General features: G+C 48.0%; 10 protein-coding genes and 1 tRNA gene. 5 read left to right on the top strand and 6 right to left on the bottom strand.

Annotated features, from left to right (window positions below; all coding sequences use genetic code 11):
• Positions 1–110: 110 nt before the first annotated feature.
• Positions 111–2,429 (bottom strand): alpha-xylosidase, encoded by a 2,319-nt coding sequence (gene yicI / locus OGY13_RS23330; RefSeq protein WP_213752148.1) that lies wholly within the window; start codon positions 2,427–2,429, stop codon positions 111–113.
• Between the two features lie 10 nt (positions 2,430–2,439).
• On the bottom strand, positions 2,440–3,822 hold the full coding sequence (locus tag OGY13_RS23335) for a glycoside-pentoside-hexuronide family transporter (RefSeq protein WP_103014665.1): 1,383 nt from the start codon (positions 3,820–3,822) through the stop codon (positions 2,440–2,442).
• Positions 3,823–4,112: 290 nt separating this feature from the next.
• Here OGY13_RS23335 and OGY13_RS23340 point away from each other — a divergent pair.
• The 5 genes from OGY13_RS23340 (at position 4,113) to OGY13_RS23360 (ending at position 8,765) form a co-directional block, all read left to right on the top strand.
• A tRNA-Sec gene (locus OGY13_RS23340) sits at positions 4,113–4,207 on the top strand.
• Positions 4,208–4,506: 299 nt separating this feature from the next.
• A complete protein-coding gene (locus tag OGY13_RS23345) occupies positions 4,507–5,718 on the top strand; it encodes a tyrosine-type recombinase/integrase (RefSeq protein ID WP_234662397.1) in 1,212 nt (403 codons plus the stop codon).
• A gap of 759 nt (positions 5,719–6,477) precedes the next feature.
• The gene (locus tag OGY13_RS23350) at positions 6,478–7,365 is read left to right on the top strand and encodes a GTPase family protein (RefSeq protein ID WP_182928524.1); all 888 of its coding nucleotides are present in this window, start codon (positions 6,478–6,480) and stop codon (positions 7,363–7,365) included.
• A gap of 54 nt (positions 7,366–7,419) precedes the next feature.
• Positions 7,420–8,286 (top strand): hypothetical protein, encoded by an 867-nt coding sequence (locus OGY13_RS23355; protein WP_286637893.1) that lies wholly within the window; start codon positions 7,420–7,422, stop codon positions 8,284–8,286.
• 134 nt (positions 8,287–8,420) lie between these two features.
• A complete protein-coding gene (locus tag OGY13_RS23360) occupies positions 8,421–8,765 on the top strand; it encodes a hypothetical protein (protein WP_223307988.1) in 345 nt (114 codons plus the stop codon).
• A 320-nt stretch (positions 8,766–9,085) separates the two neighbouring features.
• Here the strand turns inward: OGY13_RS23360 and OGY13_RS23365 are convergent, their stop codons facing one another.
• The 4 genes from OGY13_RS23365 to OGY13_RS23380 form a co-directional block, all read right to left on the bottom strand.
• On the bottom strand, positions 9,086–10,156 hold the full coding sequence (locus OGY13_RS23365) for a lysozyme inhibitor LprI family protein (protein ID WP_286637895.1): 1,071 nt from the start codon (positions 10,154–10,156) through the stop codon (positions 9,086–9,088).
• 715 nt (positions 10,157–10,871) lie between these two features.
• Positions 10,872–12,371 (bottom strand): helix-hairpin-helix domain-containing protein, encoded by a 1,500-nt coding sequence (locus OGY13_RS23370; protein WP_182928525.1) that lies wholly within the window; start codon positions 12,369–12,371, stop codon positions 10,872–10,874.
• 25 nt (positions 12,372–12,396) lie between these two features.
• On the bottom strand, positions 12,397–14,034 hold the full coding sequence (locus OGY13_RS23375) for a PP2C family serine/threonine-protein phosphatase (protein ID WP_050875520.1): 1,638 nt from the start codon (positions 14,032–14,034) through the stop codon (positions 12,397–12,399).
• Positions 14,034–15,074 carry a TerY-C metal binding domain-containing protein gene (locus OGY13_RS23380; RefSeq protein ID WP_182928526.1) on the bottom strand — a complete coding sequence of 347 codons (1,041 nt, stop codon included), beginning with the start codon at positions 15,072–15,074 and terminating at the stop codon, positions 14,034–14,036. Before OGY13_RS23380 ends, OGY13_RS23375 begins: the two co-directional genes overlap by 1 nt.
• Positions 15,075–15,101 lie beyond the last annotated feature (27 nt).

A 15,101-nucleotide genomic window follows, 5' to 3' on the forward strand; every position in this document is an offset into this window, starting at 1 on the left:
AGATAAAAATTTAATTCAGGATGTTTTGGATTTTCAGATCTGGAATGCTGCTCGCAGCGTGGGCCGGATAAAACGCATTGCATCGCCATCCAGCCCACGTTGAGATTTACTTACAGGGTAATCGTCAGCACATCCGCATCCGGCGTGACAACCGTTCCCCACTCACTGCCCACAGATGAGCCGCCCTTCACGCCGCTAACCTGCGTAATATTACGCAGACACAGCGTCCAGTTGCGCGCTTCGCCACTTCCTTGCACGGTGATGGTATTACCCGTGCGCGTCGCCTTCAGCGTGAAGATAACCGAACCGTCAGCCGCCGGGACTTCACAAATCGCCTCCCGACCCTCCTGCAGCTGGAACAGCTGGAACGCCGTCCCTTCGTGCCAGGCGTAGTCCGGCTTCTGGTTATTGCAGCCCAGCGCCAGCAGTGTATTGTCGCGCACATAAACCGGCAGACTCAGGAAGTCATGCTGCTGCTTATGCCAGCGGCTGCCCACCACCTCGTCGTTACGCCACAGATGTGTCCAGCGTCCTTCCGGCAGATAGAACTGCACATCACCCGCCTCGCTAAACACCGGCGCAACCATCACGCTATCGCCCAGCATGTACTGGCGGTCGAGATAATCACATGCCGGATCGTCCGGGAACTCCAGCATCATTGCGCGCATCATCGGTGTTCCGAGTTCATTGGCGCGCGCCGCTTCGCGATACAGGTATGGCATCATGCGGCATTTCTGCTCAGTGAAGTAGCGTACCACGTCGCAGGATTCATCATCGTACGCCCATGGCACACGGTAGGATTTACTACCGTGCAGGCGGCTGTGGCTGGAGAGCAGCCCGAACGCACACCAGCGCTTGTAGACGTGCGCCGGGGCGGTATTCTCAAAGCCGCCAATATCGTGACTCCAGAAACCAAAGCCGGACAGACCAATGGACAACCCGCCACGCAGACTTTCGGCCATCGATTCATAGTTGGCGTAGCAGTCGCCGCCCCAGTGCACCGGAAACTGCTGCGCACCCACCGAGGCCGAACGGGCGAACAGCACTGCCTCTTCTTCACCGACGGTCTCTTTCAGCACGTTCCATACCAGTTCGTTGTAGATGTACGCATAATGGTTGTGCATTTTCTGCGGATCGGCACCGTCAAACCACTTAACGTCAGTAGGAATGCGTTCGCCAAAGTCAGTTTTGAAGCAGTCAACGCCGATATCCACCAGACCTTTCAGCTTGTTGGCATACCACTCGCAGGCTTCAGGATTGGTAAAGTCATAAATCGCCAGGCCCGGCTGCCATTTATCCCATTGCCACAGGGAGCCGTCCGGGCGCTTGAGCAGATAACCTTTCTCTTTCAGTTCATTGAACAGCGGGGATTTCTGGCCGATATAGGGGTTTATCCATACGCAGACCTTCAGCCCTTTCTCTTTCAGGCGGCGGATCATGCCTTCCGGGTCAGGGAAGGTCACCGGATCCCACTCAAAGTCGCACCACTGGAAGGCTTTCATCCAGAAGCAGTCGAAATGGAAGACGTGCAGCGGCAGATTGCGCTCGGCCATCCCATCGATAAAACTGTTCACCGTCGCTTCATCGTAATTAGTGGTGAACGATGTAGTCAGCCACAAACCGAATGACCAGGCTGGCGGCAGTGCCGGACGACCGGTAAAGCGGGTATAGCGATCCAGCACCGCTTTCGGCGTAGGGCCGTCAATGACGAAATATTCCAGATACTCGCTTTCAACGCTGAACTGCACTTTTGACACTTTCTCAGAGCCAATTTCAAACGACACGCACTGCGGATGGTTTACCAGCACGCCGTAACCACGGTTGGTGAGATAAAACGGGATGTTCTTGTAAGACTGCTCGGTACTGGTGCCGCCATCGCGGTTCCATGTTTCCACCGTCTGGCCGTTACGTACCAGCGCAGTAAAGCGCTCGCCCAGACCGTACACCGTTTCGCCAACGCCCAGATCCAGGCGTTCAAACATATAGTTTTTCCCGCTGTTGGTGTCCTGCACGTAGCCGTTATTTTTCAGCTGGCTGCCGGTAATACGTTCACCGTTACGCAGGAAATCCAGCGACCAGAACTCACCTTTAGTGACCCGCACGCTCAAATTTCCGCTTTTCAGTTCGGCAAATTCAGCGGTGTTTTGTATCTCTACATTGACGTCCTGCAGCACGTTCAGCGGATAGTGCGGACCGTTATCCAACGCGCCCTGGAAGTGTTCCATACGCACCCCAACCACGCCTTCCTGCGGCGAGAAAAAGCGCAGGGTGAAGAGTGGAGTATCCAGTTGCCAGGTACGTTCACGCACATCGCGCGGTGCAACGTAGACAATCATCTCGTTACCCTGTTGCTCGACCTCGAATACCTGAATCGGGTGAGTTAAATTCAGGCCAGGCTGCGTCAGCCAGTTTCCGTCGCTAATTTTCATCGTTGGTTCCTTAGTTCTGTAATTCTTTCGTCGAAAAATCCTGCTGATTGCGGTGCGCACCCTGAGCCAGCTGACTCATGATTTCCGTCAGATACGGCGTTTTCAGGGTATAAAAGCGTTTGGCAATCACGGCACTCAATAGGTAACAAATAGCCGGGACAATCGTGAACAATGCGATAATGATGCTAATGGTGGCGCTGTTCTGGGTTTTCGCTGCGGCATCGTAACCGCCGCCCGCCAGCATCCAGCCGATCATCGCCCCGCCGAGCGCCAGACCCAGCTTGAGCACGAACAGCGTGCCCGCGAAGCTGATCCCCGTCAGACGTTTTCCGTTACACCACTCGCCGTAATCAACGGTGTCGGACATCATCACCCACTGGATTGGCGTCACGAGCTGATGCAGTACGCCAATCACGAAGATGAAGGCGAACATGGTGAGGTTGGCGTGCATCGGCACGAAGAACATTGCCAGACTGACGACCGCCAGCAGGGCGTTCGTCCACCAGAAGACGCTGACTTTGCATTTCCAGTCAGTCAGCGGTTTTGCCAGCGCAGAGCCGATAAGATTGCCGACGCAATAGGTGGTGAGGAAGGCGACAAACACTTCCGGGGTACCCAGAATCCAGGTGACGTAATACATCATCGCCCCGCCGCGTACGCAGACGGCCAGGATGTTGAGGATGGTCAGCAGGCCGACGATGCGCCATTGGTCGTTCTGCCAGATGTCGCGCAGGTCTTCACGCATTGAGTTGCTGCTCGGCGGCGCTTCCACACGTTCTTTGGTGGTGAAGAAGCAAAACGCCAGCATCAGGAACGCCACAACCGAGAGCACGGCAATCCCGCCCTGGAAGCCCAACGCTTTATCTTCGCCGCCAATCAGATTCACCAGCGGCATCATCAGCACGGTGGAGAGCATGCCGCCCGCCGTCGCCAGCACAAAGCGCCATGACTGCAGGGAGATACGCTGCGTTGGGTCATTGGTTATCACACCGCCCAGCGCGCAGTAGGGAATATTCACCACGGTATAAAGCAGGGTCAGCAGCGTGTAGGTGATTGCGGCATAAATCATTTTGCCGTGCAGGCTGAGATCCGGCGTGCTGTAGGCGAGCACACAGACCAGACCAAATGGCAGAGCGCCAAACAGCACCCACGGGCGGAATTTCCCCCAGCGCGAACGGGTGCGGTCGGCGAGCAGTCCCATGCAAGGGTCTGAAATAGCATCCAGCGCGCGAGCCAGTAAGAACATCGTGCCGACAAAACCGGCCGGGATACCAAAAATATCGGTATAGAAGAACATCATATATAACATAACGTTATCAAAGATGATGTGGCTGGCGGCATCGCCCATGCCGTAGCCAATCTTCTCTTTAACGGACAAAATCTCACTTTTCATTACGCATCCTTGTTAGCACTTTCACACGCACTGATACCGGTTACAGTTCTTGTAAACCATCCCTGTGAGCGCGGGTATTCCGATATCTCGTTATCAAATTACGATTCTTGTTTTCTGTGATCAGAGTAGCGTCAAAAAATGTGTCTAAGTGTAAGTAATGGATTTTGCGGGGATTTATTTGAAACTGGTCATGGTATGGAGAAACGGAAGTTAAAAAAGTGAGGGAGGGGGTGTGGAAACGTTTGGAAGTAGCTATAATGCGCCCCGCCTCCATGTAGCAATCGAGGCGCGGAAGATCGTCATCTCCGGTGAGGTGGCTGGACTTCAAATCCAGTTGGGGCCGCCAGCGGTCCCGGGCAGGTTCGACTCCTGTGATCTTCCGCCAATTAGCCTCTACTGAACTCTCCCGACGTCAACAAAACCCCTTAAAACCCCTTATATATCAGGTTTTCCTTGTATCCAGAGGTCAACCAACCTCAACCTACATCAAGTTGTTTTTGGGGGTGCATTAGGGGGTGCTATTTTCCCTTAAAATATCAGCACCCCCATAATGGTAAAAATGTGAGATATAACATAGGGTTTTAAAGACATCTTTGTTATACAAGGGGTGCATTGGGGGTATCAGGTTAGTTACTGGCGGAAATCCCCCCAGGAGGATGGGTTCATCAAAAGCCGGAGGATGTCATGGCGCTAACCGATGTTAAAGTGAAAACCGCGAAGCCAAAAGAAAAGCCCTATAAGCTGGCTGATGGCGGCGGTATGTATCTGCTGATTAACGCTAATGGTTCCAAATACTGGCGAATGAAGTACCGTTTCGCCGGTAAAGAAAAGATGCTTTCTATTGGCGTATACCCCGATGTTTCACTGGCCGACGCACGAGAGAAACGTAACGAGGCCAGAAAAATCCTCGCCACTGGAGGCGATCCAGGTGAGACAAAGAAAGAAGAAAAAATCGCCCAGCAAATGAGTCTGAAAAATACCTTCGAGACCGTTGCCCGCGAATGGCACCAGACAAAAGCCGATCGCTGGTCATTACGCTATCGTGATGAAATCATCGACACCTTTGAGAAAGATATCTTCCCCTATATTGGCAAACGCCCTATTGCTGAAATCAAACCAATGGAGTTACTGGAAGCACTGCGTAAAATGGAAAAACGTGGAGCACTGGAGAAAATGCGTAAGGTCCGCCAACGCTGTGGTGAGGTGTTCCGCTATGCAATAGTCACTGGTAGGGCCGACTATAACCCTGCTCCCGACCTTGCCAGCGCATTAGCTACGCCGAAAAAAGTACATTTCCCCTTCCTTACTGCCAATGAACTTCCCCACTTCCTTAACGATCTGTCGGGCTATACCGGCAGTATTATCACGAAGACAGCCACCCAAATCATTATGTTAACCGGTGTACGCACGCAAGAACTGCGCTTCGCACGCTGGGAAGATATCGATTTTGAGGCAAAATTGTGGGAGATACCGGCAGAGGTAATGAAGATGAAACGGCCTCACATTGTGCCGCTCTCAGAGCAGGTCATTGCCCTGTTTAAGCAACTTGAACCGATCTCAAAACATCACCCACTGGTTTTTATCGGCAGGAACGATCCTCGCAAGCCTATCAGCAAGGAAAGCATCAATCAGGTGATTGAGTTGTTGGGATATAAAGGCAGACTGACGGGGCATGGCTTCCGCCACACAATGAGTACTATTCTGCATGAAGAGGGCTTTAACTCGGCATGGATTGAAACACAGCTTGCACATGTCGATAAGAACGCGATTCGCGGAACGTATAACCATGCTCAGTATCTGGACGGAAGGCGAGAGATGATGCAGTGGTATGCGGATTACATTGACGCTTTGGCGAAAGGGACAGTGATACTGAGAGCATTTGGTAAGACAGCGTGAAAGCTCAATTGATTATTTAGTAATTGAATAATTATTAACGATAAAATTACCTACGAGAAGGCATCCGTTCAACAACGTCCGGGGGCCTTTTTGCTTTCTAACAAACTGAAATTAAAGAGAATTATAGAATGACTACGATATGCCCGGAATGCGGCTCTAACCGTATAAGTGAACGTCATATTGGCAGGAAGGCAGGAGGTATCGCTGGAGGCGTGGCAGGAGCACTTAGTGGTGCAGGTACAGGGGCGGCGATAGGTTCTGTTGTTCCGGTGGCGGGGACTGCGACTGGGGCGGTCATTGGCACAATACTGGGGAGATTTGTCGCCGGTGTGACGGCTGGAGCGGTAACAGGAGCATCATTGATGGCGTCCTGTTCGATCAGTATGAATGTCGTGACTGTGAACATACTTTTGACTAATTAGCTTTGGTTTTCCTTCTATCTGCGCGCCAAAAACTCAGTAAATCCCCATTCATTTTCTTAATTACTTTTTCTTATTGATCTGCTATACCGATCGGTACTTGGCATTTTAATAGTTTATAACTATTGATTTTTTATAATTGATCGTTTTTATCAATAGGCTAAACAGATCAATTTCAATGTTTCGATCGGTATTAACAATTTTACACCACCCTACCTTCCTGAAAAAATCACAAAAATTTGTCTTCATCAGCGAGTTATCTGTTGGGAGTTTTGGACGTTGTTCGATGATTTTCGCAGCAAGATTTTCGTCTGGACTGATTAGTAAAGAGAGGGAGTTAATGGAATACAAAGAGAAAGGCGGTTTCAACCCGGTCAAAGATGCACTGGAGATTTTACCTGAAAATATCAGGGAGAGTATTTCAAGGCGAATAAATGAGGTCATCAACTATGAGCCAGTGATTGGCATCATGGGTAAGACCGGGGCGGGTAAATCCAGCCTGTGTAATGCGATCTTCAAAGGGGATATCTGTGCTGTCAGTGATGTGGAAGCATGTACACGAGAAACGCAGGAAGTACGCATCCAGTTTGGTAAACGCGCAATCAGATTGATTGATATTCCGGGAGTAGGTGAAAGTGCAGTGCGTGATGGTGAGTACGAGAAGCTTTATCGGGAATTACTACCGAAGCTCGATCTCGTTCTCTGGGTCATTAAAGGGGATGATCGAGCATTTTCAGCAGATGAACATTTTTACAAAAACGTTCTGAAACCTGCCGGGGGTGAAGAGAAGACGCTGTTTGTGCTTAATCAGGTAGACAAGATTGAGCCTTTCCGTGAATGGGATGTACAGAATGCTCAACCCTCGCCAGCTCAGATAAAAAACATCATCGATAAGAAAACCTACATTACTCACCGACTCGGTTTTACTGATCATCCTGTCATCGCTGTTGCTGCCAGCGAGGGCTATAACGTCACTCAACTAGTTGAGGCAATGGTGCGGGCACTCCCAAAGCACGCACAAAGCGGCGTAGCGTCGCAGGTAAAGGAAGAGCACAAAACAAAAAGCGTAATAGAAGAAGCAACAGAAGGGTTCGGAGACACCGTTGATCGTGTGATTGATGAATTCATTGATGCCTCTCTTCCTAAGCCAGTGGCAAATGTGGTGAAAGCAGCCAAAACAATGGTTGTCAGTGGGTTAAAGAAAGCCTGGAATTTCTTCTTCGGTTAAAAGCCTGTTCAGCCTCCTGAATCTCAGGAGGCATTTCTCATTGAAGGATTACATATGAAAAGATTACTCGGCAGTGCCATGCTATTAAGTGTAGGAATGTTCTCTGTGCCTGTTTATGCAAACCCGGCTGATTCCTGTGATGGTGAACAAACTATCTTTGATGCATATGCCATTAAGGGCGGTAAGCACGTTGGTGTGTGTCATGTCGCTGGAAATGTTCGTTATGTGTACGGTAAGGATTCAGGAAAGCCGGATATTTTATTAAATGTACCTGCGGATAAAGTTAAATTCACTATATCCGGGAATGGCGATCAGAGCGTAACCATTCCTAATGGTGACTACAGCTACACTGTGGGTGAATCCCTGCGTGGTGGCTCATCTATTCAGGTATGGAAACAGCAGAAACTTATTAGTGAAATTGAATTGAGTGGAGATACGCTGGAAAATCACATAGAGAAATTCTCAAATAACGCTAATGCTAATGCTAATGCTAATGCTAATGCTAATGCTAATGCTAATGCTAATGCTAATGCTAATGACACTATTACACTTAATGTGTCATCTAAATACAAAGATGTCCCGGCAGGGAGATATTACTTCTGGAAATATCAATTAATTAGTAACGTGGATAATCTTACAATTAATAAAATCACTGTCAACAGTGGACATTGCCTGATAAATGAAAAGAAACGAGTCTTTATGACCAAAGCACGTGAGCACAATATGCTTGATCGGTTGCATAATGGTGGACGGAATCAGATTTCAGAAGACAATGAAATGCCCCGTACAGACTGGGATCTTAACACTGGTGGCGTCTATTACTTTACGGTTTCTTCTGACAGTGATTATGGCAAGTGCAGACCTCGTGAAGCCCTTATTGAAACCAATAAAGGTATTTCAACCTTCCGCTGGAAAAATTAACTATGAACGATATAAATTTATTAAAGAGAAGCATTGATACTAAGGTATTAAATTTTGTTCTGTTGACCGCTGTTACGGGGGGTATTTACCCATTAATGTGGTTATTTCTCAATCAGAGGAAATTAACCGAAGCAATGAGGGATAACTTTGTCGATAGCAACTACCCGCTATGGATAGCCGTTGCTACGGGTCTGGGGTGGTTTTTGTCGGATTTCAGCTATGAAATCAGTGACAAAGATACCATTCTGGACTACCTCGCCGCGCTGCTGTCATTCGTATCCGTTGTTATGTATATCATCTGGGGTTTTAAGGCTAAGACCTCATTACAGGCTTACGCTTTGAAAGAGTTCAAGTTTGAACTCAAAATGAACGTATTTTACACATTCCTTTTCAACGTCTATTACATCGTTTACTGCGTTAACAGTATGGAATCTGAGTACCAGAAACACAAAATCATTTTCAGCCAACACCAAGGTTAGTTGTTTTACATATAAATAAGAGCGCCATTAATGGCGCTCTTATTTTTTTACTTTTTATAGCGTGCCGCGCTAAGGAAAAGCTCATTTCTTCTGAGACGAACTCCCATCTGGTCAAGCTGATACCCATGATGCTCCATCACCTGACGGGCCATTTTCCTATCTGTTAAAGATTTTGCTTACTTTTGAACTCGTTATCATAATATCTCCGTTTCTGACCTAAAAACGTCGTAACCACGCCGTTCGGGATACAGGCAAAACCATCCTGATTAAAAAGTAGTCTTGGCGTGGTTTATTTTCCGTTTCCAGGCCCCTAAAAATACTCAATGTATATTTAGAAGTTCAGCGGCTCTTTTTTGTGTCCATTCGGACTGACAATTGAACATCTTTATAGTCATTGAGTCAGTGGCTTGCATATCAACTTTTCCACAAGTCATATCTTTGTTTTTCAACCACTGCCTCTGTTCATTAAGAAGATTTTTTTTAGCGGTTGGATCCAACGCTCGCCAATTTTTATTGAGCTCCTGATCTGAAATAATAAATTTACTTTTTGCAGTACTAACCGTTTCTTCTTTAGGTGGTGTAGGGGCTACTTCCTGACCACCTGTTGGCTGCTGCTGTTGTGCCTGCTCAACCTCCCGCTGTGCTTGCTCAGCTTCCCGCAGAGCCTGATCGGCTTGCAACTGTTCTTTATAAACCCTTTCATTTTCTTGTTGTTGTGCCTGCTCGGCTTGCAATTGCTCTTTATAAACTCGTTCTCTTTCCTGTTGTTGTGCCTGTCGCTCAGCCTCCCGTTGTGCTTGCTGCTCTGCCTGCACCTTCTGAATTCTTTCTTGTTCAGCTATTTTTTCTTCTAATTTCTTTTCTGCTATTTGAAGAAAAGAAATAAACCCAGAGACATATGAAAGACGGTCACTTTCTGTAACGGTAACGTATACATTTTCTTTATCATCTGTTGGCTTCACTGTATAATATACAGTGGTAGATATAATCCCGGAGTTATTTTTTAATCCATTGCGACTTATTAACGAATCAAGATCTCCATTAGAAAAATAATTTCTGTACTCTAGTTTTAATTTATTAAATTCCGAAGGCGAAACATTTATACTTACAACCGCCTCACACTCTCTAATGTTACTGTTAGGGTCTTTCTTAATTGTAGTTACTTCTGAAACATCAAAATCAAGATCATCCAAGGTTGATTTTTTTAACTTATCGCTAAAATCATTAATGATGTTATTTCGTTTAAAAAAACCATTTAGATTATTGGTAGATGAATCTCTGATTATATCAATGACTGTATCTTTGCTGACATCAGAAGAACACTCAATGTTTTTTTCCCCACATCCAGCAAGAATGATAGCCATGGGGAGAATCAATGTTATTTTTTTCATACAATCCACTTAATGACAATTAATGAAATTATTATTTGTTTTTTCTAAAAAAGCATTGCAACTTACATTCATGTTAATCCACGATCATCCTTTGTGGTAAAGATTCTAGAACAATGATTACGATTGGCCTACTACCTTCTTCACAATTAACCATGCCAGTAAGTCCATCTTTTCTTTCCCAAATTAACTGAGTTTGTGAGCTATGTCGAATAATATCAAGTTTGGTAAAAGAGTCATAAGTGAAATTATTCATCGTCCATTTAGCAATGTCCATAACCTCATTTTATCTAAAGACGAAGGGAATTCCAGATTGTAGGTACGGGCACTTTCCTCGCGGGCCTGTAAACACTGGCCATATTCAGACCATCCCTGGTTAATGGCTCGCTAATTCCTTTCACTGGCCTTGTCGCACCGGGGGCAGCTACGGCCTAAGCCGTAATTGGATATGACTTCTTTGTCATTCGCACAGGTCTGGTTGATCTTACCCACCATTAGTGGATACGCGACTCAGTGAGTAAACTCTCAATCAGAGGTGACTCATGACAAAACCAGTATCAACGACCAAAAGCCCCGCAAACAACATCAGAAATGCAGATGCACAGATGGCTGATACTCAGTCCGGGTGCGGTCGACATGGTGAAGATCATGGCATTACTGACCATGGTTATCGATCACGTGAATACCGTAGCTGCTATAATCTGGTGAGAGATATTTGTTAGTTTTCTACTAATTGAACAACTACCAGCCTGCCACCTTCCTCTTTTGACAAAACAAATTGAGCGTTATTCGTCAGTTCTATTTTTTCCCCAACCATAATCTGCCGCTTATCCGGTAATGACATTAGTCCTGATATGCCTTCATTTACCAACCACCATTGATCGTTATGGTAAACAAAATAACCAACCCGTTTCCTTTGTGCACCCGTTGTACGTTCATTTGGCGCGATAAGACGATTCACATGCCACGCATAGATAGACTGCCCGCTCCAGACCATCAACCGGTGATCGTCAGGACGATAGCTGCCTTCTTTTCGCGAAGAATAAAAATTAAGCACTGGCAATTTACCTTTATACGGCGTACCGCAGTAAGGACAGACCGGCTTTGTCTTACCCGAGAAAACATACCATTTCTGTTCACAGCCCTTGTTTTGGCACGGCTGTATCAGATCCACTGTTTTTACCAGAGCGCTTTCCCATTCATCTGCGGTAGGGCGTTTAGTGGCATCATGTAAGCCATCAATAAAGGCTCGTTCAAACAACGGTGTCAGATAGGGGCCCATGATGGTGTATGGAATTTTATCTGGGTCAGCCCAAGGTAGTGAAAAGGGGGATAACTGACTGAGTTTGACTGCATTACTTTTGTCTGTCGGATGTTCAATGAAGAGTGCCTTCTCACCCATTGATAAGGTCTCATCACGTACTTCATCCAACATGTCATGTATTTTTCCGCCACGTAGAGGGTGACGGAAAAACAGGTACATGTAGATAAGCACCGACAGCGCATGGCGGTCAGTAGTAATGCTTGGCAGTAAGCGGTTAGGATCTTCTTTAGAAAGATGGCTGGTTTTCACCACCTCCGGAGCGATAAAATCCGGAGTGCCCACCACATCGGGAGGATACTTTCCTGGAACGACAAGACCGTCTACGTCAATGATGCAGGCATGGCCCATTTCTGGATCAATCAGCACGTTTTTATAGCTGAGATCGCTGTGACAGAGGCCCGCTGCATGCATCCTCCTGACAGCTCTTGTCAGCAGCAGACAGACTTTGAGATAGGTAAGCGTATTGCCTCGTTCACGCGGATCGAGGAATTTATTCTGGTTGCTGGCGCTGGCAAACCATTTGCCTTCTTTCTCCCGGCCTTTAATGTCCAGGAAATCATCGTTTTTGGAACCATATTTAAAGAAAAAATGGTTCTGGTAGGTTGGAACCACGATACCGATTTTATTCCCATGCTCAACAACGTGGGTCGGCCAACAAAACAGATCCTTCCAGTATTCGCCACCGGATTGGCCAAAAATGTTTTGCCTGTAGCGGCCGGTGATCATATCAATACGATCCCGGGCCTGCTCATTCTGCGGTTTATGATAAAAAGCGACGACGTAAGATTTATCAGGGGAAAAGTAAACATCCTTCATCGAGCCTGAACCAATCACCTCGTCAACATACTGGACTGTTTCGCCGTCCTTTGTTTTGCACGTAACGATATTTGCCATATTGATCACCGAAAAAGCGTATCCCTTACCACAACACCGCAATAGTGCGGTCATCATGGTTCCCAGTGGAGAAAAAGTTTAGCCAATCGCCTAACCTCTCAGACGCAATACTGGCGTCTGCGAGGACAGGGGAGAGCTCATTAATGAGGCGGGTCCATTTTTCGTCACTGCGAAGCCCGTTATCCGTCTCAAACAGAGGGTCTGAAACGCCGTCGGTCATGAGGATCAAGTGAGATACGTCATTCCATTTACCCACGCTGATGCGGCCGGTAAATAGTGGGTCTGCGATAATGCTCTGGTCAAGGAAGCGGGTTTGTCCTGCGTATTCTCCGCTATCGGGATTTCCCAGTATCCTGACTTTACCTGAAGGGCTGTATGCACCTATCGCACCATCGCCAAGCCAGAAAGCAGCTGCAAACAGGTCCGTATCAGTTCGCAGTGCTACAGTTGCCAGAAGGGTTGTTGAATAGGATTTCACCGGTTGTTCTGCGCAAATGGCTTCGTTCTGGATGCTATTGACCGCGAGCGTAGCTGCCTGTTTAAAATGATGAAGCATCGCGTTTATGGTTGCCTGCCGATCGCTCCCTTCCCACGTCGAGATATGCTCTTTTAAATAGACGCCTTTTACTCCACTGAGCTGATTGAAAAGGTAATCGCCAGCCGTCCTGACGGCAATTCGCGATCCTTCTCTGGAATTTACTGCACTACCGGCCCCGTCTGCGACCAGCATGACAGACCATCCTGTTTCCTGGCAGTGGTTGATATAGAAGTCATCATCTCTGAAGCTCCCGGCATGCTCGTGAGAGCGCCCCCGGCGACTGGCGGCAGCAATACGTATGTTATCCCTGACCAGGCTAGCAGCGTCCAGATGGGACTTAGGGTAGGGAGCGTCTGCTGGTGGTTCTATTACCTTCCACAGGCTTCTCGGATCCGGGTTTACTACAAAAAGTAACTTTGTTTCGCATTCGTCGTGCGAAGTGCATGACCACAGTACTGAAAGCTCAATATCGCCACTTTCAGTGGGGATGCCAGTGAGCAACCCTTGTTCTTTTTTATACGACAGGCCAATGTCCCGGGGAAAGACGACGTCTCTTATCGTCGCCAGCCCACCCTCATCCAGTATGATGGCAACCGGCGAAGAGAAACGTTCGCCTGCGCGGGCGTTGGGTATGGTTATTCTCGCTTTCGGGGGCATTACAAATTGCACTTCTGACCCGGTCCGCTGCTGGCCTGCCGGTACCTGCCCAGGTTTTAGTATCGGAGAAGCCAGGTTTGCAGTTTCATTTTTAGCTGGTTTCTGAAGTTCGTAAAAAGGCATCAATTTCCAGAAGGTAGGGCTGATTTCATTATCTGTGACTGTTTGCGTCTCTGGTTTAGTGGTAGTGTCGTTGTCCGGGTGATCAGCATCAGCTCCGACCTTCTGTTGCTGATCGGAAAGGCCGGGAGCAGACGAGACGGCAGCCGCTGATTCGTTCTCACCTTCGTTAACCCGGGCAGATGAACCCTGTGCAAGGTTCTCAATCCGCTTTATAAGCTGCATAACCTCGCCGGAGAGGGTTGGATCCTGCGATGGATGGAAAAGCCGCTCCGCTTCTACAGCGTGGCCCAACTCAGACAGTACTAAGCGGATAATCTTCTGTTCAAGTGAAGTATCTTGCGACATCAACCTCTCCCTCTGTTTACGTCGAAGTTAGTGTTTCCGCCATCATTGCTGAATGAAAGGCCTTTTTCACACCATGGACAGATCACGTCATCAGGGCCGTCAATGCACAGCAGCTTCCCGCATGAACACATGGCAAACGCACTGGCATTACCACAGTGGGGGCAACCCGGTACGCCATGCAGTTCGCTGGTGTTTACCTGCAAACCGGTAGCGGTGGCATCTGACCACGCAAAATAGTCCTCATCGATGGGATAGCATCCGGCAATATTAAAGCTGTTCAGGTTCAGGTTGAAATCGAGTCCGGAAACCCTTGCTGGTGGCCGTTCATATTTCATCAGGTACGGTCGACGGGTCTTGCTGCAACGGCCGGTGAGCGTAACGCAGTTTTCGTCGTACGCTTTTACATATTCGTCTTTGGACAGGCGAACTACGTATTCAGTCTGGCTGAGCTCCGGTTGTTTTTCGTCCCCGACGCTGCGGCTGTGGGCGGTAACCGAGGCCGTGATCCATTTGATGAAACGGGTAAAGTCACCTTCCTGTGATTCTGTGAATAGCATGACATTCTCTGTCAGCTGTCGCAGGATATTCAGGTCCGCTGATAGGCCCAGGCCAACGGCAATGAGATTCACCTTACTCGCGTAGTGATTTTTCCAGCGTTTCACTTCTGCGGTTGTGTCGTCAGTAGGGCGCCCGTCGGTAAGGAGATACACTACGGGTTTCCAGTCGCCTTTAGTCTCATGAGTGGTTTTTCTTACCTGGGTATCAATTTGCACGGTCAACTCACGCAATGCAGCCCCAAGGCTCGTGCCGCCGCCAACGGGAAGGCGTGGAGGGTAGAACGATGCAATTTCGTGCAGAGGTACAATCGTGCGGGCTATTCCGGCAAAGGCGATTACCGAGACCCAAGCTGTTTCAAGTGCGTGTGGATCTTTTCTTAAATCTCCGACGATCATTTGCAGACCATCAGTCATTTTTTTCAGGTTTTCACCGATCATGGACTCTGAACAGTCCAGAACAAAAAAAACGGGAAGGCGTCTCATAATATTCCTCGTACGGCTGGTAACAGC

The organism is Citrobacter sp. Cpo045 (assembly GCF_030332875.1).
Lineage (GTDB): Bacteria > Pseudomonadota > Gammaproteobacteria > Enterobacterales > Enterobacteriaceae > Citrobacter > Citrobacter portucalensis.

Bases quoted from the DNA above. Each gene is read 5' to 3' on its own strand.
- yicI (WP_213752148.1), bottom strand. From the start codon at position 2,429: ATGAAAATTAGCGACGGAAACTGGCTGACGCAGCCTGGCCTGAATTTA.
- OGY13_RS23335 (WP_103014665.1), bottom strand. From the start codon at position 3,822: ATGAAAAGTGAGATTTTGTCCGTTAAAGAGAAGATTGGCTACGGCATG.
- OGY13_RS23345 (WP_234662397.1), top strand. From the start codon at position 4,507: ATGGCGCTAACCGATGTTAAAGTGAAAACCGCGAAGCCAAAAGAAAAG.
- OGY13_RS23350 (WP_182928524.1), top strand. From the start codon at position 6,478: ATGGAATACAAAGAGAAAGGCGGTTTCAACCCGGTCAAAGATGCACTG.
- OGY13_RS23355 (WP_286637893.1), top strand. From the start codon at position 7,420: ATGAAAAGATTACTCGGCAGTGCCATGCTATTAAGTGTAGGAATGTTC.
- OGY13_RS23360 (WP_223307988.1), top strand. From the start codon at position 8,421: ATGAGGGATAACTTTGTCGATAGCAACTACCCGCTATGGATAGCCGTT.
- OGY13_RS23365 (WP_286637895.1), bottom strand. From the start codon at position 10,156: ATGAAAAAAATAACATTGATTCTCCCCATGGCTATCATTCTTGCTGGA.
- OGY13_RS23370 (WP_182928525.1), bottom strand. From the start codon at position 12,371: ATGGCAAATATCGTTACGTGCAAAACAAAGGACGGCGAAACAGTCCAG.
- OGY13_RS23375 (WP_050875520.1), bottom strand. From the start codon at position 14,034: ATGTCGCAAGATACTTCACTTGAACAGAAGATTATCCGCTTAGTACTG.
- OGY13_RS23380 (WP_182928526.1), bottom strand. From the start codon at position 15,074: ATGAGACGCCTTCCCGTTTTTTTTGTTCTGGACTGTTCAGAGTCCATG.